Annotated in this window: 15 protein-coding genes and 1 pseudogene; 7 read left to right on the top strand and 9 right to left on the bottom strand. The window is 66.3% G+C overall.

The features are described from left to right. Positions 1–44: 44 nt before the first annotated feature. The 3 genes and pseudogenes from VXD91_RS15285 to VXD91_RS15275 all read right to left on the bottom strand — a co-directional run bounded on the left by VXD91_RS15285 (position 45) and on the right by VXD91_RS15275 (position 2,401). Positions 45–905 (bottom strand): helix-turn-helix transcriptional regulator, encoded by an 861-nt coding sequence (locus tag VXD91_RS15285; protein ID WP_346415810.1) that lies wholly within the window; start codon positions 903–905, stop codon positions 45–47. A gap of 63 nt (positions 906–968) precedes the next feature. Further along, the gene (locus VXD91_RS15280; RefSeq protein ID WP_318985047.1) at positions 969–1,571 is read right to left on the bottom strand and encodes a hypothetical protein; all 603 of its coding nucleotides are present in this window, start codon (positions 1,569–1,571) and stop codon (positions 969–971) included. A 99-nt stretch (positions 1,572–1,670) separates the two neighbouring features. Then, positions 1,671–2,401: pseudogene (locus VXD91_RS15275) on the bottom strand (alpha/beta hydrolase). Positions 2,402–2,643: 242 nt separating this feature from the next. On the opposite strand from VXD91_RS15275, the gene VXD91_RS15270 reads away from it, so the two are divergent. Further along, positions 2,644–3,072, top strand: a complete 429-nt coding sequence (locus tag VXD91_RS15270; protein ID WP_318985046.1) for a nuclear transport factor 2 family protein — start codon at positions 2,644–2,646, stop codon at positions 3,070–3,072. Between the two features lie 79 nt (positions 3,073–3,151). After that, on the top strand, positions 3,152–4,465 hold the full coding sequence (locus tag VXD91_RS15265; protein WP_346415809.1) for a cytochrome P450: 1,314 nt from the start codon (positions 3,152–3,154) through the stop codon (positions 4,463–4,465). A gap of 27 nt (positions 4,466–4,492) precedes the next feature. On the opposite strand, the gene VXD91_RS15260 is transcribed toward VXD91_RS15265, so the two are convergent. Together VXD91_RS15260 and VXD91_RS15255 are read right to left on the bottom strand one after the other, a co-directional pair. Further along, positions 4,493–5,389 carry a TIGR03560 family F420-dependent LLM class oxidoreductase gene (locus tag VXD91_RS15260; RefSeq protein WP_346415808.1) on the bottom strand — a complete coding sequence of 299 codons (897 nt, stop codon included), beginning with the start codon at positions 5,387–5,389 and terminating at the stop codon, positions 4,493–4,495. Then, positions 5,386–6,120 (bottom strand): hypothetical protein, encoded by a 735-nt coding sequence (locus tag VXD91_RS15255; protein WP_318985043.1) that lies wholly within the window; start codon positions 6,118–6,120, stop codon positions 5,386–5,388. Before VXD91_RS15255 ends, VXD91_RS15260 begins: the two co-directional genes overlap by 4 nt. An 81-nt stretch (positions 6,121–6,201) precedes the next feature. On the opposite strand from VXD91_RS15255, the gene VXD91_RS15250 reads away from it, so the two are divergent. Next, a complete protein-coding gene (locus tag VXD91_RS15250) occupies positions 6,202–6,708 on the top strand; it encodes a MarR family transcriptional regulator (protein WP_346415807.1) in 507 nt (168 codons plus the stop codon). 5 nt (positions 6,709–6,713) lie between these two features. Here VXD91_RS15250 and VXD91_RS15245 read toward each other — a convergent pair whose 3' ends face one another. The 3 genes from VXD91_RS15245 to VXD91_RS15235 form a co-directional block, all read right to left on the bottom strand. Continuing rightward, positions 6,714–7,868 carry a serine hydrolase domain-containing protein gene (locus VXD91_RS15245; protein WP_346415806.1) on the bottom strand — a complete coding sequence of 385 codons (1,155 nt, stop codon included), beginning with the start codon at positions 7,866–7,868 and terminating at the stop codon, positions 6,714–6,716. Positions 7,869–8,066: 198 nt separating this feature from the next. Beyond that, positions 8,067–10,193, bottom strand: a complete 2,127-nt coding sequence (locus VXD91_RS15240) for a glycogen debranching N-terminal domain-containing protein (RefSeq protein WP_318985040.1) — start codon at positions 10,191–10,193, stop codon at positions 8,067–8,069. Beyond that, positions 10,190–11,305, bottom strand: a complete 1,116-nt coding sequence (locus tag VXD91_RS15235) for a glycosyltransferase family 4 protein (protein WP_318985118.1) — start codon at positions 11,303–11,305, stop codon at positions 10,190–10,192. The genes VXD91_RS15240 and VXD91_RS15235 overlap by 4 nt, the downstream gene beginning before the upstream one ends. 213 nt (positions 11,306–11,518) lie before the next feature. Between VXD91_RS15235 and VXD91_RS15230 the strand changes: the two genes are divergently transcribed. From VXD91_RS15230 to fahA, 4 genes are read left to right on the top strand one after another with little or no spacing between them, the layout of a single operon-like run. Next, on the top strand, positions 11,519–12,997 hold the full coding sequence (locus tag VXD91_RS15230) for a DHA2 family efflux MFS transporter permease subunit (RefSeq protein WP_346415804.1): 1,479 nt from the start codon (positions 11,519–11,521) through the stop codon (positions 12,995–12,997). 52 nt (positions 12,998–13,049) lie between these two features. Then, entirely contained in the window at positions 13,050–14,267 is a 1,218-nt protein-coding gene (gene hppD / locus VXD91_RS15225; protein WP_346415803.1) for a 4-hydroxyphenylpyruvate dioxygenase, read from the top strand. Continuing rightward, positions 14,267–15,571 carry a homogentisate 1,2-dioxygenase gene (gene hmgA / locus VXD91_RS15220; protein ID WP_346415802.1) on the top strand — a complete coding sequence of 435 codons (1,305 nt, stop codon included), beginning with the start codon at positions 14,267–14,269 and terminating at the stop codon, positions 15,569–15,571. Before hppD ends, hmgA begins: the two co-directional genes overlap by 1 nt. Next, positions 15,568–16,881 carry a fumarylacetoacetase gene (gene fahA, locus VXD91_RS15215; RefSeq protein ID WP_346415801.1) on the top strand — a complete coding sequence of 438 codons (1,314 nt, stop codon included), beginning with the start codon at positions 15,568–15,570 and terminating at the stop codon, positions 16,879–16,881. Before hmgA ends, fahA begins: the two co-directional genes overlap by 4 nt. On the opposite strand, the gene VXD91_RS15210 is transcribed toward fahA, so the two are convergent. After that, complete coding sequence (locus VXD91_RS15210) at positions 16,868–17,767, bottom strand: phenylalanine 4-monooxygenase (protein ID WP_346415800.1); 900 nt, start codon at positions 17,765–17,767, stop codon at positions 16,868–16,870. The two genes, fahA and VXD91_RS15210, sit on opposite strands and share 14 nt — an antisense overlap. Between the last annotated feature and the right edge of the window lie 7 nt (positions 17,768–17,774).

Raw genomic sequence — 17,774 nt, 5'->3', positions numbered from 1 at the left:
TTGCGTGTTTCTTGTTGCCGCGCAGCGATATTCGCTACACGGTGCTACTCGGTGATGGTCGTACTGGCCAGCAGGCGCAGCGCAGCCTCATCGCTGGACCCGGGTTCGGCGTGTTGCAACAGCAGCCGGTGACCGTTGTCTTCGGGCAGATGAAGGATCTGGAAATGCAGGTCCAACCGCCCCACTACCGGGTGGTGGTAGCGCTTGATGCCGTGCGTACACAACGCCACGGGTTGCGCCGCCCACAATTGCGCGAAGTCCTCACTGGCCACACTCAGGTTGCCGACGAGACGGGCGAGGTCGGCCTCGGCGACATGGCCGGCGCTGACATAGCGCAGCGAAGCCACTGCCAAGGTGGCCTCGGCTTCCCACTCGCGATGGAGGCTGCGCGCGTGTGCGTCGATGAACATCATCGCGACCTTGTTGGGCGGTTCGGCACTGTACGGCGCCGTCGGTGACAGGTGCGGTGCAAGCAGCGCATGGCCCAGTCGATTCCAGGCGATGATGTCTTGCAACGGCGACAGTGCGACGGCGGCGACGTCGGGCATGGCGTCCAGCAGGGTGACGCAATCGGGACGCAGCCGGGTTCGCTCCGACGGCACCTTCCTGTCGCCGACCGCGGCCAGCCGCTGCAAGTGCGCCCGTTCGGCCTCGTCGAGCCCGAGGGCCCTTGCCAGCGCGTCCAGCACCTGGGTCGAGGGATTGGTCGCCAGTCCCTGCTCCAGGCGCGTGTAGTACGTCAACGACACCCCAGCCGCTTCGGCCAGTTCCTCGCGGCGCAACCCGGGCACCCGGCGCGGCCCCAGCCCGACCAGCCCCGGCAGTAGCGCCGTGTCGGCCGCTGCCCGTCGACTACGAAGAAAGTCCGCCAGCTGCTGCCCGCCTGATCCGCGTGCGTCCGTCATGTTTTCCATCGTGCGTGACGGATCCGCGGCGCGCCTGTCCCTGGCAGTGACAGGCAGTTGCCACTACAGCCCGGACGGCACAACCTTGCCGTTGACCGTCACCTCCACCTGGCGGGTCGTCGTGTTGTACGCGATCTTGCCGTGCTCGAACGTCGCGACGAGCTGGTCGCCGGCGGGAGTCTCGTCACTGGTGACGACGCCCAACGGGCCTGCCGAGCCGTTCGTACCGCTAACCGACGGCACACCGTCCGCGTCGCGTTGCACATTCCAGGCCTCGCGGATTTTGCCCCAGATGATGTAGGCGGGCGTGCCCGGCTGACTGTTCTTGGCCACGATCGCGCCGCCCTGGAACTGCTGGAAGACGACGCCGCTGTCGCGGGTACCGGCGTTGTGATCGCCCGTCAGTGGCTTGCCGAGGGCCGCCTTCTGCTTGTCCGTGGCGGACGCGTACTTGGCGGCGATCGGGCCGGTGAGCGTGACCTCGACGTCCCTCTCCCCGATGAGCTTCACCTGGGTGGGCGGCGCCGGAACTTCGGACGTCACGACCAACGCGACCTGCGGCTGCGCCGAGACATCGCCGCTCGTGTCAGTGCTGCAGCCGGCAACGGTCAGTGCGACAGCGGCCAGGCCGGCGACGGTTGTGCGGCGGTACGTGCTCGTGTTCATAGGTTTCCCCTCACGTCATTCCTGTGGTGCGCGTCATGTTGCAGCTGATGTCCCGTCCCGGTCACGACCCTAACGGAGCCACTTCGGCGTCGCGCGCGCTCACCGGGCCGGCATGAGGTGCCGGGTGAAGAAGCGCGCCGCGTCCTCCCCCGCGAATTTCGGGACACCCATGTGGCCACCCATGTTGGCGTGCAACGTCTTTTCCCGGGAGCCGAAGGCATCGAACACGTCGAGCGCCATCTGGCGGTCATTCGATTCGTCGTCCCACTGCAGCAGGACGTGCAGAGGAATCGTGACCTCACGTGCCTCGTCGAACATGACGCGAGGCACGAAACTGCCGGCGAACAGACCAGCGGCGACGATGCGTGATTCGACCACGGCCAACCGGATGCCGATGGCCATGACCCCGCCGGAGAAGCCGACCGGGCCGCGGATCTCGGGCAATGAGAGGAGCACGTCAAGGGCCAACTGCCATTCCGGGACGGCGGCATCGACCAAAGGGAGGACGAGGCGGTCGACGATGTCGCTGACAGGCCGGCCCGTTGCCAGCGCCCGGCGCAGATCGGCGCGGGCCCGCTCGAGTTCAGCCAAGCGGGGACGATCACCACTACCGGGCAGCTCGATGGTGGCGGCGGCAAACCCGTGCGCAGAGCGTCGCGGGCACGATTCGCGAGTCGCGGATACATCTGCCGCAGACCGCCGGGATGCCCCAGCAGGATCAGCGGTGCGGGCGAAGAGCCGGGCGTCCACAGGATGCCCGGGATGTCGTTGAGACTGAATGTGCGCTCGACGCTGCCGTCGTCGAGACGCTGTTCGGAAATGAAGTCCATTGGCCGTGCCTTTCGGGAGTGCTGTGAGACGGCGCTCCCGGGACGACCTATCGCCCGACTGTGGCCCTGGCAAGGAGCACCCACGTCGATTCGTTCACGGGTACCACCTCCTCGTCCTTCACCTGGCCTGCCGACGAAAGTAGCAGCGGCCGCCTTTGGCGGCCAATCATTTACGTCATGGCATCCGGCCATGACGCCACGCTTCGACCAGCACCGAAGTATCGGCGGCGCATTCTGGAACCATGAACTCCGAAAACACTGACGAAGTCGATCGCTCAGGCATCGAAGCAGTCACGCGTGCTTGGGAAGAGGCGTTGGCGAACCACGATGTCGAGGCACTGTTGGCTTGCTACGCACCGGACGCCACTCTGGAAAGCCCGGTGGCAGCGCACATCTTGGGTGGTCCGGGGGTGTGTCGAGGACACGAGGAACTCCGACCGTTCCTGACGGAGGTGGTGGCACGTACTCCGGACGAGCGGCACTACTACCGTGCCGGATTCTTCACCGATGGCCGCCGCGCGACCTGGGAGTACCCCCGCGAGACACCGGACGGCCAGCAGATGGATTTTGTGGAGGTCATGGAGATCGAGGACGGGTTGATCCAGGCGCACCGCGTCTACTGGGGCTGGCGCGGCGTCGAGATCCTGGCCAGCGATGGTTACTACCGATGATTTCGATCCTGGTAGTTCCGTGCGGCGTTTCCCTCTAACCTGAGCGGTAGTCGATCCGTGGGGGGCGAACAACGTGAATATGGATCTGAAAACCCGAGCACATTGGCTGATGGGGTACGGGCTCCCGCGCGCGACACTGAAGCTGCTCGCGCGCCGGGGCGACCCGTTTGCCAAGCTGCTTCTCGATGACGGTCAACATGATTGCGCGTATGACCTGATCGAGCAGATTCGCGAACAGGGACGCATGGCGCCGGCGTTCGGCGGTAACGCCCTGGTGACCGCCGATCTGCCAATCACCCGAGAAATCCTGCGCGACAACAGATTCCGCACTGCCAAACCATACGATCGGTCGCCATTCCGCACCATCCAGCGTCTGTTCGAGAAGACCAATCCCCGCGTGATCAATCCGGTCGAACCACCGTCACTGCTGATGGTCGACGAACCCGACCATGCGCGGCTGCGGCGTCTGGTGTCGCGGGCCTTCACGCCGAAAGCCACCGACGGGCTTCGGCATCGCATCCACGAGGTCGCCGACCGCTTGCTGAACGAACTCGACGACGGCCGTAGCGAATGTGATCTGGCGGTCGCCTACGCGTCCCGAATCCCCATCGAGATCATCGCGGACATGCTGGGAATTCCCCGTGCGGAGGCGCCCTACCTGTACGAAATGGGTGAATCGACCTCGAAGTTGATCACCACCACCGCACCGTCGTGGCGTAATTTCCAGACCGCCGTCGCGGCGCTACGCGAGCTCGAAGGCTACCTTGCCGCCCACATCGAGCGACTGCGCGGTGTAAGCGCCGATGGCAGCATCCTGTCCGCCGTTGTTCAGGACACCGAACTCTCCGACTTCGAGGTCAGGACGTTCGCCGGTCTACTCCTCGGTGCCGGATTCCTCACTACCGCACATCAATTCGGCAGCGGTGTCGTCGCGCTGGTCACTCACCCGGACCAGCTCGCTCGTCTCCAAGCGCAACCAGACGGCTGGGCCAACGCTGTCGAGGAGATCCTGCGTTACGACTCGGTCTCCCAGATCGGAGTCAGAGTGGCGACAGAGGAAGTCCAGGTCGACGGATACACGGTGCGCGACGGGATGGCCGTTTTCGTCCTCCTTGCCGGCGCCAATCGCGACCCAGCTGTCTTCGAACGCCCCGACGAATTCGATGCCACCCGCTCCAACGCCCGCGACCACGTCAGCTTCGGCACCGGCAGCCACGTCTGCCTCGGTGCTCCGTTGGCGCGGATGGAACTGCAGATCGGCCTGCAAGCGCTGTTCGAGCGGTTCCCCCGCCTGGCTCTCGCCGGGACGCCGGCCATGAACGACAGCACGCTGTTGCGTGGAATCAGTTACCTGCCTATCTCACTCGCGCCCACACCGGTCACCTCCATGTGATTACGCTCTGACACATCGCCAGACGCTCTACGTGGACCCACCGGCAGCGCTGGGCTCTACTGTCACGAGTTCGCTTGCGGCACTGACCACCTCACCGAGCTCGCTAACTGTCCACGGCCGGCCGCGGGCGATCACGACGACGTGCTGGATACCGAGACCCGCCAGTTTCCGGCAACGTTCGACCAGCTGGTCGGCGGACTCACCGGGAGTCAATGCGGTGGTGAGAGTGCGTTCGATCTCCTGAGGCGGTCGCCCGATCTCGGCGCAGTGCCGGCCGAGCGCGTCGAGTTGGCGGCGAATCACGCTCTCCCCGTTGGGGATATCGAACAGGTTGCAGGCATCTGCGTATTCGGCGACCATGCGCAAAGTACGACGCTCGCCGGTGCCGCCGATCAGCACCGGCGGCCGCATGATCGGCCGTGGCCGGCCGATGGGACGTTCAGCGCGGTAATAGCAACCCTCGTAAGGAGATTCGTCGCCGTCCCACATTCGGCGGGCCAATTCCAGCAATTCGCCCATGCGGTCGAACCGTTCACCAGTCGGCGGTAGGAACAGGCCGAGCGCCCGCGCCTCGTCGGCGTTGTAGCCGGCGCCGAGTCCCAACCATGCTCGCCCGCCGGACAATACATCCAAAGTGGTGACGGCTTTGATCAACACCGCGGGGTCGCGGAAAGTCGTTGCGGTGACCAAGGTCCCCAGCCGCAACTCCGTGGTCTTGGCGGCCAGGAACCCGAGCGTGGTGTAGGCCTCCAGCATCGGCTCGTCCAGCCGGCTGGCCGGGTCGGCCTGCAGCAGATGATCCGCCACCCAGAGCGTGTCGACGTCTGTGCCATCGAGGAATTCAGCCACCGCGGTGAGATTTGCGCGGATCGCGGTTGGCCCCTCCGGCCACGAGAAGTTGGTGACGCTGACGCTGAGTCTCATGCGCTTCCGCCCGGGACAGCCTGCTCTTGCCGGTTGCGGGCGGCACGGCGCTTCGGTAGCAGGACACCGACGGCGACAAGCCAGATCAGAGCCGAGAACCTGGCGATCGGCAGGAGCGGCGCGGCCGGCGGCCAGATGAGAACCAGCGTCGTCAGCTCGGCCACCGCGGCGATGCCGAGGCCGATCCACGCCAGGGTCCGCGGCACCAAGCGCAGGATCAGCGCCGGGACCGACAGGCCCGCCGTCAGGAGGCCGAGCATCACGACGTGTGCCACGCCGCCGGTGAGGAACACCAGGTAGTAGAGCGCGTTGATCAGTGGACCGTCGGTGCTGATCTCCGGCCGCGACAGTGTCCACAGCAGCAAGCTCGACAGACCGAGTCCCCCGGCGGCCAGGACACCGCCGGCCAGGGCGATGGTCGCGCCCGGCGCGGTGACGCCGAGCTGCCGCAGCCGCGCGCTGGCCGTGGCAGCGTAAATCAGGAGCGGCACCGACGACCCGAAGACGAAGACCGCACTCACCTGCGCGGACGATGTATGGGCGCGGAAGTAGTCCAGCACCGCCGCTGAATTCCCGTACGGCAGCGGCGGCATGCCGCCCAGCACGACACCCAGGATGACGCCACAGAGCAGCAGGCCGAGCGAAATCGTGCCGAGAAGCCACAGCGGCGGCCCGCCTTGCTGTGGCGCCCGGCTCATGGCGGTCGGTCGATCGCGGGTATAATCGTTCATGACATGAACGATATTCTTGGTGAACTGGATGCGTCAACCTCATTCACGAAATGAACGGTTTCGTCCATGTATTGTTCGTCCATGTCATCAGCTTCCAGCGCCCAGCAGCGGGGCGGTGTTTCGTTCCTGCTCGCCCAGCTCGGCCACCACGCCGCTCAGTTGTTCGCCGAACGCCTTGTGGCCGTGAAGCTGACACCCCCACACGCCGGCATCTTGCGGATGATCGCCAGCGAGCCAGGCCTCAGTCAGCAGGAGCTGAGTGGGCGGCTGGGCCTGTTGCCCAGCAGAGTGGTCGCGTACCTCGACGAGCTCGAGTCACAGGGTGAGGTCGAGCGCCGGCGCAACCCGACCGACCGGCGCCTGTATGCGTTGTACCTGACCAAATCGGGCGAGAAGTTGATGCAGACGCTTTCGGAGATCGCGCGCGAGCACGAACAAGAGCTGACTGCCGGCTTGACCAGCCAACAACGCAAGACGCTGAACGAATTGCTCGCCACGCTCGCCGATCAGCAGGGCCTGACCCCGGCGGTACACCCGGGCTTTCGGCAAATCGGCCGGCGGCGGGATGAGAAATCAACCAAGCGCTGAGCAACTCACAACGCGGCGTACGTCGCTTCGATGAGATCGACCGCCCGACGATCGCCGGCGAGAGCGTCACGACGCAGGTTCGGCACGAATGCGAACGCCAGTCGATTGTCGATGTCACCGAACGCGAACGCACCACCGGCGCCAGGATGCCCGAAGGCTCCAGGTCCGACGTTGTCGGGAAAAGCGAACAGCTGAGACGGTCGCATGTATCCCAGGCCGTAGCTGGAATCGAGAACCATGACGGCATCAGAACCGCTGTGCCGCAAGCGGATTGCGTCGTTCAGATTCTCCGGATGCAACAGCTTGCCGGCACTCAGGCGCGCGTAGAAGTCGGCCAGTGCGCGCGCAGTGGTTATCAGTCCGCTCGCCGGCCAGCCGGCTGACAGGACGTCGGGATGGTTGTAGCGCGCGGGTGGATTGGCGGTGGCACGGGTGAACAAGGACTGTGGATCGCGATACGCCTCGACGAGCCGTGCGACCGTGGTGGCGGGGATTGTGGCTGTGTCCGTTGCCCATTGCTGTTCGCTCGCGTCGGGAAAACCGGTCCGGGCGAGGGCGTCGAGCGCGGCTCTGTCGGCCCCGATCATGAGATCTCCGCTGATGTGCGATCGAACGAATTCCCCCACCGTCGTTTTGGCGTGCCGACGCACGATCTCACCGGCCAGCCACCCGAATGTGAACGCGTGATAGCCGTGTCTCGATCCCGGCTCCCACACCGGATGCTGAGCGGCGAGCAGATCGGCCATCAGTTCGGGATCGGCAGCCTGTTCGATCGAAACAGGCCGCTCCACAGCGGGTAGCCCGGCAGCATGCGACAGCAGCTGCTCACCCGTGGTTTCGCTCTTGCCCGCCGCGCCGTACTCAGGCCACCAACTCACCACTGGCGCTGTCAGGTCGACGCGGTGGCGCTCCGCCACCATGAGCGCGGCTGTGGCGGTTACTGCTTTGGTGCACGAGAAGGTGACGCAAGCCGTGTCCCGCTGCCACGATCGGCCGGTGCGCGGGTCGGCGACCCCACCCCACAGATCGACGACGGGTCGGCCGTCGATCACGACCGAGACGCCCGCGCCCCAGTTCTGCCCGTCGGCGAAGCTCGCTTCGAAGATATCGCGCACCGCGGCGAATGCCGGATCGACGTTCCCCTCCGTCAGACCTGCCATGGCAACCATTAGAGCATGCATGGGCATGACAATGTGGCCGGATGATGTAACGCAGGGTCGGCCTGAACTTGCCGCACCCAGCTGATGCAGCTACCGCTCGAATGCGCGGAAATCCATGCTGAGCAAACGCTTTCCGAAGCAGGCTTGAGTGGCAGCGAGCTGTGGCCACCCGACTACTCGCCGAGTCGGGGATTCGGTTCACCCATCCGACATGACCAGCTCCCAATCGTCGGGCAGTCCGGTGACCTTCGCGGTGTCCCCGTCAGCTTCGATACACACTGTCGCGTCGCCGAGTCGCAGATCGCCCAACACTGTGCGTCCCCACAGCTGAGGCAGACGCGGCGCCACCACGAGCCGGCGATGCGGCACATCGGGTTCCAGTCCGAGGAACGCCCGTACCAGCAGTAGCGGCGCCGCGCTCGCCCAGGCCTGCGGCGAACACGACGTCGGGTACGGGACCGGTGCACCGAATTCGGAACGCCCGAAGCCGCAATACAATTCGGGAAGCCGCCCGCCGAACGCCTCGGCCGCGTCGAGCAGGCCGGCGGCCAGCCGCTCGGCCAGCGCCACGGCGCCGGGCACGTGCCGATATCGCATCAGCCCGGCGACGGCGATCGCCGTATCGTGCGGCCACACCGACCCGTTGTGGTAGCTCATGGGGTTGTACGCGCCCATGGATGCGGCCAGGGTACGTAGCCCGAATCCGGAATCCATATCGTCGGCCGACAACCGTTCCACGAGCGTCTCGACATGATCATCGTCGGCGATACCCGTCCACAGGCAGTGCCCGATATTGCTCGTGAGCGCGTCCACCGGGTTCTTTCCGGCGTCCAAAGCGATGGCATACCAACCTTTTTCCGGCAGCCAGAACGCCTCGTGGAATCGTGCGCGCAGCGTCGCCGCGCGGTCACGCAACCGGGCCGCCGTCGTCGGTGCACCGAACGCGTCCGCCAGTTCGGCCCTGGCCAGCAGAGCCGCGTAGTGGTAGCCCTGTACCTCACTCAGCGCTATCGGCGCTTCGGCGGTGTGCCCCGCCGCGTCGTTGATGCCGTCGAAGCTGTCCTTCCAGCCCTGGTTGACCAGTCCCCTGTCGGTGGCCCGGCGGTACTCGATGAACCCGTCGCCGTCGCGGTCCCCGTACCGGGTGGCCCATGCCAGCGCTGCGTCCGCTGCGCCGAGCAGCGACCGGACGACGTCTTCGTCGGCACCCCACCGCCAGCTCTCGGCCAGCAGCATCACGAACAACGGCGTGGCGTCGACGGCACCGTAGTAGACGGTCCCACCCAAGACGTCGGTACTGGCCGGCCCCCTTCGGATTTCGTGCAGGATGCGGCCGGGCTGTTCCTCGGTGATGGGGTCGACACGGCGGCCTTGTGCGTCGGCGAGCTGCCGCAGCGTGCCGAGGGACAGCCCGCAGTCCAGTGGCAGCGCCATCCAGGCGGTCAGCAGGCTGTCTCGACCGAACAGCGTCATGTACCACGGTGCCCCGGCGGCGACGAACGGCTCACCCTCGCCGCTTTCATCGTGGATCAACAGCGCGCCGAGATCACTCTCGGTGCGGCGCAACACCTCTGCCAGGCCCGCATGGTCCGACTCGACCGTCGTGGTGCTCTCCCGCCACGCTTCGATCTTCTGTGCCGGCGTACCCGACTGGACCGCATCGCCGCTGCGCGCCCGGCCGTTGATGCGACCGGCACCCCACGTGGGCTGGACACCGATCTCGACCTGCCAGCTCTGATGCGCGGGCACCACCACCCGCCAACGGAATGCCCCCGGCAGGACCGCGGGTCCGCCGGCTGCGGTCACGGTCAGGCCCCGGACCGGGTCGGTACGGTCCTGCAGCACCAGCTCGCCGTTCACCACGGACTGGTTCGCTCCGCCATGAGCGGCGCGTCCCTCCTTGACCGTGAACAGATCGGCGAAGTCGGCGTCGACGTGCAGTTCCAACGTCACCACCGTGCTTTCGCCGGCCAGATTCCGGAGGGAGATGGACTCCCGCATCCCGTCGGCGATGGTGCGCTCCCGCACCACCAGCAGCGTGCTGTCCGCCAAGCCGGGCAGCGGCGCCCTCCGCATGATGAACTGTGCCGCAAAGGCTTCCGGCGTCTGCACCGACAACGGCTCAGCCGGCCGGCCGTCGACACGCAGCTCCCATCGAGACAGCACGCGCGCATCGCGGAAGAACAGACCCTGGGCACCGCCCGGCAACACGTCGCCGTGACGGTCCGACACACAGAAGGTGCCGCCCTCCACCAGAGTCACCGTGTCCCCACCGAAGCCGATGCTGGTGGGCTCGCCGGCGTTCAGCGCGGTCGGTGCACTCATGCGCTCGCCCGTTCCGAGGCGCCGGGTTCCACGATGCGCCGCAACGTGATCGGGCTCGGTGCGGCGTCCGCATCCGCCAGCACCGCACGATAGATTCGCTCGTACCCCGCACCGAACTGACCTGTCGCAAAATGGGCCGCCACATGGCGTCGGCAGGCCGCGGGATCCAGGGTGTGCGTCTTGGCGATCGCGTCGGGCAACTCGTCGGGGTGCTCACACACGAAGCCCGTCACACAGTCGGTCACGACCTCAGGCACCGCGCCGCCACGCAGCGCCACCACGGGGGTGCCGCAGGCCATCGCCTCGATCATCACCATGCCGAATGGTTCTTCCCATTGGATGGGGAACAGCAGACAGCGCGCGCCCGCCAGTAGTTTGCGCTTGGCCGCGGCGTCCGCCTGGCCGAACACATGATCGTTCTCGGTCAGCAGTGGACGCACCTGTTCGTCGAAGTAGGCGCGCTCCTCGGGCTCATTGCACTTGCCCGCCAACACCAGGGGCACGCCCGCCGCGTGGGCCGCCTCGAGTGCCAGATGCGCGCCCTTGTACGGCGCGTACCGTCCCAGGAACAGCGCGTAATCTTCCTTGTCGGCCCGGAACGGCCAGTCGCCGATGCGCAGCGAGTTGTGCACGCGGCCAATCCAATTCAGGTCCGGAGCGAGCTGGCGCTGGCGGTCGCTGATGGCGATCAGACCGATGTCGTCGCCAAGCTCACGGTAGTACGGATACAGGTCGTCATCGATCGGTCCGTGCATGGTGACCACGGTCGGTATACCGAGCGACCGGTAGACGGGAGCGTTGAGCGGGCCCGCGAACGTGTGGTCGTGGATGATGTCCACCCCGTCGGTCTCGACGATTTTCTCGATGGCTCGGCGCACCCGGACCGCGTGCATGATCTCGGGGTAGGGCTGGCCGAGGCGGTCGGGAAGCGTCCGCTGCCAGAGGGGGACGAAGCGCGCGGCGTTGGTCCCGCGCTGTCCCGCGCCGAGGAGCGTCACATGGTGTCCTCGGGCGGTCAAGGCGTCGGCCAGGTCAGCAACGACGGCCTCGGTCCCGCCGTATCCCTTGGGCGGAACATCGAAATATGGGGGTGCGACGAGCACGATACGCATCGGCTCGCTGGCCTCGGGGATGGCGAAGTCAGTGCTGCTCACTAGGTTCCCTCCTCACGATCGACTAAGCAGCGTTAGCACTCTCGTCCGACGAGTGCCAATTATGGCGTGTTCGTCGCCGCTTCGCCATCCCTGTACCGGCCCGTGTGCGAAGGTTTAGAGCGCACCCGTGCGGTCACTCACAGCACGACGGCGATTCAGTGGAGGCATGACATGCCCGGTGTCCGCTTCGGTAGCGCGGCGGGACGCTGGATCCTCGCCGCCACCGTGCTGGGGTCCGGGATGGCGCAACTCGACGCAACGGTCGTCAACGTCGCGCTGCCGGCGATCGGTCACGACCTGAACACCGAGGTCGGTGGACTGCAACTGGTGGTCAGCGCCTACTCGGTGACACTCGCCGCGCTGATCCTGCTGTCGGGCAGCCTTGGTGACCGTCTGGGCCGCAAGCGGGTGTTCGTCGTCGGCGTGGCGTGGTTCGCGGTGGCATCAGCGCTCTGTGCGGTGGCACCCAACACCGAGATGCTCATCGCCGCAAGGGCTTTGCAAGGCATCGGCGGCGCGCTGTTGACACCGGGCAGCCTCGCCATCATCCAGTCGGTGTTCAACCCGACCGACCGGGCAAAGGCGATCGGCGCGTGGTCGGCCCTGGGTGGCGTCGCCGCGGCGATCGGCCCGCTGCTCGGCGGCTATCTCGTACAAGCGATCGACTGGCGGGCGATTTTTCTCATCAATGTGCCCCTGGGATGCCTGGTCGCGTGGCTCGCGGTACGCCACGTGCCCGAGAGCCGCGATCCGTCGACGGCCGGCCACCTGGACTACGCCGGCGCCACGACAGCGACTGCGGGGCTCGCTGGTACGACCTACGCGGTGGTGGAAGGACCCAACCGCGGCTGGGATTCTCCCGTCATTCTCGCGGCCGGGGTCCTCGGAGTCATCGCCCTGGTCACGTTCGTCGCGATCGAACGACGCTCCGCGAATCCCATGCTGCCGCTGGGCATCTTCTCGTCTCGACAGTTCACGAGTGCCAACGCCGTGACCTTCGTGGTGTACACCGCGCTCGGGGGTGTCTTCTTCCTGCTGGTGGTCGTTCTGCAGACCGCACTCGGATACTCCCCCGTCGCCGCCGGCGCCGCCTCGCTCCCGGTTACGGCGATCATGCTGGCGCTCTCGTCGGCGTCCGGCGCACTCGCCCAGCGCATCGGTCCACGTCTGCCATTGACCATCGGCCCGCTCGTGATCGCGGCCGGCATGGTGCTGATGACGCGGATCGGCCCGGGCGCTTCGTACACCACCGTCGTGCTCCCCGCCGTCGTCGTCTTCGGGTTGGGGCTCGCCGCGACGGTCGCACCCGTCACCGCCGCCGCCCTGGCCGCCGCGGACGAGCGCCACGCCGGCGTGGCCTCCGGAGTCAACAACGCGGTGGCACGCACCGCGGGGCTACTGGCCGTCGCCCTGCTACCCCCGTTGTCGGGACTGACGGGCGACGCTTTCGGATCGCCCGCCGCGATGACCGCCGGCTTCCACACCGCGATGCTGATCTCGGCGGGCCTTGCGGCCCTCGGCGGAGCGCTCGCGTTCGCGACGATCTCCAACGACCTGCTTGCCGAGGAACCGGACGAGGAGCCCCCGAGTCACCACTATCACTGTGCGCTCGCGGAGGTTCCCGCCGGTGAACGCGGCTCACGCGACTGAACACGGCGGCGAATTCATCGAGTAATCCCGCCTTTGGGAGAAGAATGTCTACATGGCGAACCAGAGCGCCCTGACCGACCAGGAGAAGCAGGCCCGGCTCGACGTCAACCAGCTCAAGCAGTTGGTGGGCCTGGTGGACTACGACCCGAGCAATGATCCATTCCCCGTAACCGGCTGGGATGCCATCGTTTTCGTCGTCGGCAATGCCACAGAGGCAGCGAGCTACTTCCAATCGACATGGGGCATGGAACTGGTCGCCTACTCGGGGCCCGAGAACGGCAATCGCGACCACAAGGCGTTCGTCTTGCGTTCGGGGTCGGTGCGGTTCGTGCTGAAGGGCGCGGTGAGTCCCGACAGCCCCCTGATCGCGCACCACGCCACGCACGGCGACGGCGTCGTCGACATCTCGTTGGAGGTGCCCGACGTCGACAAGTGCATTGCCCAGGCCAAGGCAGCCGGTGCGACGATCCTCGAAGAACCGCACAACGTCTCCGATGACCACGGCACCGTACGCCTCGCCGCTATCGCGACCTACGGGCAGACCCGGCACACCCTGGTGCAACGCGAAACCGACGGAGCCCGCTACAGCGGTCCCTACCTGCCTGGCTATCAGCCGGCGACAAGCGGTCAGATCAGACGGGACGGCGCGCCGCCGCGCTTGTTCCAGGCCCTGGACCACGTCGTCGGCAACGTCGAGCTCGGCAAGATGGACGAGTGGGTCGGCTTCTACAACCGGGTCATGGGCTTCGTGAACCTCGCCGAGTTCATCGGCGACGACATCGCCACCGACTACTCGGCACTGATGTCGAAGGTGGTCGCCAACGGCAACCACCGGGTGAAGTTCCCGCTCAACGAACCGGCGGTGGCGAAGCGCAAGTCGCAGATCGACGAGTACCTCGAGTTCTATCGCGGGCCGGGCGTCCAGCACCTCGCGCTGGCCACCAACGACATCCTCGCCAGCGTCGACGAGCTCCGCCGGCAGGGTGTGCAGTTCCTCGACACCCCGGACGCGTACTACGAGGACCCGGAACTGCGTGCCCGCATCGGCGAGGTGCGCGTACCGGTCGAGGAACTGCAGCGGCGCGGCATCCTGGTCGACCGTGACGAGGACGGATATCTGCTGCAGATCTTCACCAAGCCGTTGGGAGACCGGCCCACCGTGTTCTTCGAACTCATCGAACGCCACGGCTCACTCGGTTTCGGCAAGGGCAACTTCAAGGCGCTCTTCGAGTCCATCGAGCGTGAGCAGGCGAAGCGCGGGAACCTGTGATGGCCGGGTACCAAGGCGGTTTCGGCAACAGCTTCGAAAGCGAAGCACTGCCCGGCGCATTGCCCGTCGGCCGCAACTCTCCGCAGCGGTGCGCCTACGGCCTCTATGCCGAGCAGCTCAGTGGGTCGCCGTTCACCGCACCCCGCGCCGCCAACAAGCGGTCCTGGCTGTACCGGATTCGGCCGAGCGTGGCCCATTGGGGCGATTTCACTGCCGTCCCCAGCGAGCACTGGCGTTCCGCACCCGACGATGCTCCTGCCAGCCCCATTGCCCAAATGCGCTGGAACCCCTTACCGATGCCGGATCCGGCGGTCGAGGACACGACGTTCGTCACCGGCGTCCGTACCATCACCACCGGCGGAGACGTCAACGCCCGCAGCGGATTCGCCAACAGCATCTACACCATCACGTCATCGATGGTGGACACCTACTTCTACAACGGCGATGCCGAAATGCTGTTCGTGCTCGAGCACGGCAATGTTCGGTTCTGTACCGAGTTCGGGATCATCGACGCCGAGCCCTGTGAGATCGTCGTCGTTCCGCGGGGTGTGAAGATGCGCGTCGAGGTGCCCGACGGTCCGGCCCGCGGCTATCTGTGCGAAAACTACGGCGGCCCTTTCACTCTTCCCGAGCGCGGCCCGATCGGCGCCAACTGCCTGGCCAACTCGCGCGACTTCCTGACACCGGTCGCGGCCTATGAGGATCGCGACGTCCCGTCCACGATGTATGTGAAATGGGGCGGCACGCTGTGGCGAGCGGATATCGCCCAGTCACCACTGGATGTCGTTGCCTGGCATGGCAATTACGCACCGTACAAGTACGACATGCGGCGATTCTCTCCTGTCGGCCCGGTGCTGTTCGACCATGCCGACCCGTCGATCTTCACGGTGCTCAGTTCGCCGAGCGAGACGCCGGGCACCGCCAACGTGGACTTCGTCTGCTTCCCCGAGCGGTGGATGGTCGCCGAAGACACTTTCCGGCCGCCGTGGTACCACATGAACGTCATGAGTGAGTTCATGGGACTCGTGCGCGGTGTGTACGACGCCAAGCCGAACGGCTTTGTGCCCGGCGGCGTCAGCCTGCACAACAGCATGACCCCACATGGCCCGGACGCCAACGCCTTCCACGCCGCCAGCACCGAACAACTGAAACCGGTCAAGCAGGAGCACACACTGGCCTTCATGTTCGAGACGCGGTTCCCGCAGCAGGTGACGGCGTACGCCGCGAATTCACCGCAGCGGCAACAGGATTACGCGGACTGCTGGAGTGGGCTGGTCAAGCGCTTCCAGCCGGACACGCCGTGACAGCACTCGATTTCACCCACGATCCGGGCCGGTGGAGTTGGGTCGCCTCCGCGGGCCCCGATAGTGACTTTCCGCTGCAGAATCTTCCGTTCGGCGTGGTCGCCGGTGTAAACGGCGAACTGGGCGGTGTCGTCCGGATCGGCGACATGGTCCTGCACCTGGGCGGCCTCGCCGAGTCCGGCCTGCTCACCGGCGAGGCGCAGACGGCCGCAGAGTCCGCGGCAGGCGGAACCTTGAACGACTTGTTCGCCTTGGGATCTGGCCCCCGCGCGGCACTTCGTAGGGCGCTGCACGCACTGCTCGCCGAAGGCGCGCCGCAACAACAGACCGTGGCAGCGTTGCTCACCCCACTGCCTGACGTCGATGTCCTGCTGCCCGCCCGCATCGCCGACTACACCGATTTCTACGTCGGCATCCACCACGCCCGCAACGTCGGAGCGCTGTTCCGGCCCGACAATCCCCTTCTTCCCAACTACAAATGGGTGCCCATCGGCTATCACGGGCGTGCCTCGAGCGTGCAGGTCAGCGGGATCTCGATCACCCGCCCGCACGGTCAGTTGATGGTCACCGACGCGCCGAGTCCCGTGCTGGCGCCCACCCGGCGCCTGGATTTCGAGCTGGAGCTCGGCGCGTGGATCGGCCCGGAGAACCGCCTCGGCGAACCGGTGAGTCTCGACGACGCCGAATCCCACATCGCCGGCTACTGCCTGCTCAACGACTGGTCGGCGCGGGACGTGCAGGCCTGGGAGTACCAGCCGCTCGGCCCGTTCCTGGCGAAGAGCTTCGGCACCACCGTCTCTCCCTGGGTGATCACTCCAGAAGCATTGGCGCCGTTCCGGATTCCGTTCGATCGTCCCGAGGGCGATCCCGCTCCCCTGCCCTACCTCGACAGCTCGCGGCACCGTGCGAGCGGTGGGCTCGATATCGAGCTGGAGGTCCGTATCAGCACGGCCCGGATGCGCGACGACGGCGAGCCGCCGCACCCGATCGCACGCTCATCCAGCCGCCACATGTACTGGACCTTCGCGCAACTGGTCACTCACCACACGAGCAACGGATGCAACCTGCAGCCCGGCGACCTGCTCGGCAGCGGCACCCTGTCCGGTCCTGGCACCGGCTCCGAAGGCAGCCTGCTGGAGCTCAGTCATGGCGGCACAGACCCGATCACGCTGCCCAATGGGGAAACGCGCACGTTCCTCGAAGACGGCGACGAAATCACCCTAAAGGCAACGGCACATCGTCCCGGGGCGGCCATCATCGGGTTCGGCGAATGCGTCGCGGTCGTCCAACCAGCGATCACCTACCCGTGACCTGAGCGGCGTCGTGCACCAGGCGCTCCACCATGGTGTCGTCGACCTCGGCGAAGAACCCGCCGACGACATCCTCGATCTCGCCGAATCCCCTGGCGCAGAAGAGAATCGGTTGGTAGTGCGTGATGTCGTAGGTCTGCACCCCCATCCGGGCGATGTTCAATGGCCGCAGATCAGCCACATCGATCTGCTGGATCTCCCCGTACGACGACAGCAGGCCGGCACCGTAGGTACGTACCTCACCATGTTGACGGACCACACCGAACTCCAGCGAGAACCAGAAGACCTTCGAGACGAATTCAAGGGCCTCAGTCGTTTTCACCCGCTGCGCCGCCTGCCCGGCCAGCCGGTACAGCGCCGCGAACCGCTCGTGCGCCAGGCAATTGCCGTGGCCGACCACCTCGTGGATCAGGTCCGGCTCGGGAGTGTAGAGCGGCACGGAGTGATGCCGGATGTACTGGGTGGAGTGGAAGATGCCGTCGGCGAGCAGTCCGTAGAACTCGCGCAGCGGCACCAGACCGGCCGCCGGCACGTACTGGAAGCCGGTCAGCGGCCCGAGCTTCTCGTTGACCTCGACCAGTTGCGGAATCCGATCCTCGGGAAGCCCCAACCGTTCCCTGCCCTGCAGGTACTCGGTGCAGGCCCGGCGCTGGTGTAGCCGGTGCAGCTCGGCGCACGCGATGCGCCAGACCTCCTGCTCGTCGTCGGTGTAGGTCGCGACGGGTGGCGGCGTCCCGGGCTGCCAATCCATGGCGAGCGCGGCAATTGCGTTGCGGCGGGCGCGGTACTCCGGGTCGACTGCGCCTGGATGATCCGCAGCCAGATGGACGGTGACGTCATCTCCCGACCGCGTCACCGGCGCATACAACTGCGCTTCCTCGAACATCGCTGCC

Origin of the sequence: Mycobacterium sp. SM3041 (assembly GCF_039668335.1) — a bacterium.
Classification (GTDB): Bacteria; Actinomycetota; Actinomycetes; order Mycobacteriales; family Mycobacteriaceae; genus Mycobacterium.
The sequence above is the reverse complement of the archived record's forward strand: the minus strand, read 5'-3'. Positions and strand labels throughout refer to the sequence as shown.

What these genes read in the sequence shown, in the direction of transcription:
- VXD91_RS15285 (WP_346415810.1), bottom strand. Translation starts at nt 905, where the DNA reads ATGACGGACGCACGCGGATCAGGCGGGCAGCAGCTGGCGGACTTTCTT.
- VXD91_RS15280 (WP_318985047.1), bottom strand. Translation starts at nt 1,571, where the DNA reads ATGAACACGAGCACGTACCGCCGCACAACCGTCGCCGGCCTGGCCGCT.
- VXD91_RS15270 (WP_318985046.1), top strand. Translation starts at nt 2,644, where the DNA reads ATGAACTCCGAAAACACTGACGAAGTCGATCGCTCAGGCATCGAAGCA.
- VXD91_RS15265 (WP_346415809.1), top strand. Translation starts at nt 3,152, where the DNA reads ATGGATCTGAAAACCCGAGCACATTGGCTGATGGGGTACGGGCTCCCG.
- VXD91_RS15260 (WP_346415808.1), bottom strand. Translation starts at nt 5,389, where the DNA reads ATGAGACTCAGCGTCAGCGTCACCAACTTCTCGTGGCCGGAGGGGCCA.
- VXD91_RS15255 (WP_318985043.1), bottom strand. Translation starts at nt 6,120, where the DNA reads ATGAACGATTATACCCGCGATCGACCGACCGCCATGAGCCGGGCGCCA.
- VXD91_RS15250 (WP_346415807.1), top strand. Translation starts at nt 6,202, where the DNA reads ATGTCATCAGCTTCCAGCGCCCAGCAGCGGGGCGGTGTTTCGTTCCTG.
- VXD91_RS15245 (WP_346415806.1), bottom strand. Translation starts at nt 7,868, where the DNA reads ATGGCAGGTCTGACGGAGGGGAACGTCGATCCGGCATTCGCCGCGGTG.
- VXD91_RS15240 (WP_318985040.1), bottom strand. Translation starts at nt 10,193, where the DNA reads ATGAGTGCACCGACCGCGCTGAACGCCGGCGAGCCCACCAGCATCGGC.
- VXD91_RS15235 (WP_318985118.1), bottom strand. Translation starts at nt 11,305, where the DNA reads ATGCGTATCGTGCTCGTCGCACCCCCATATTTCGATGTTCCGCCCAAG.
- VXD91_RS15230 (WP_346415804.1), top strand. Translation starts at nt 11,519, where the DNA reads ATGCCCGGTGTCCGCTTCGGTAGCGCGGCGGGACGCTGGATCCTCGCC.
- hppD (WP_346415803.1), top strand. Translation starts at nt 13,050, where the DNA reads ATGGCGAACCAGAGCGCCCTGACCGACCAGGAGAAGCAGGCCCGGCTC.
- hmgA (WP_346415802.1), top strand. Translation starts at nt 14,267, where the DNA reads ATGGCCGGGTACCAAGGCGGTTTCGGCAACAGCTTCGAAAGCGAAGCA.
- VXD91_RS15210 (WP_346415800.1), bottom strand. Translation starts at nt 17,767, where the DNA reads ATGTTCGAGGAAGCGCAGTTGTATGCGCCGGTGACGCGGTCGGGAGAT.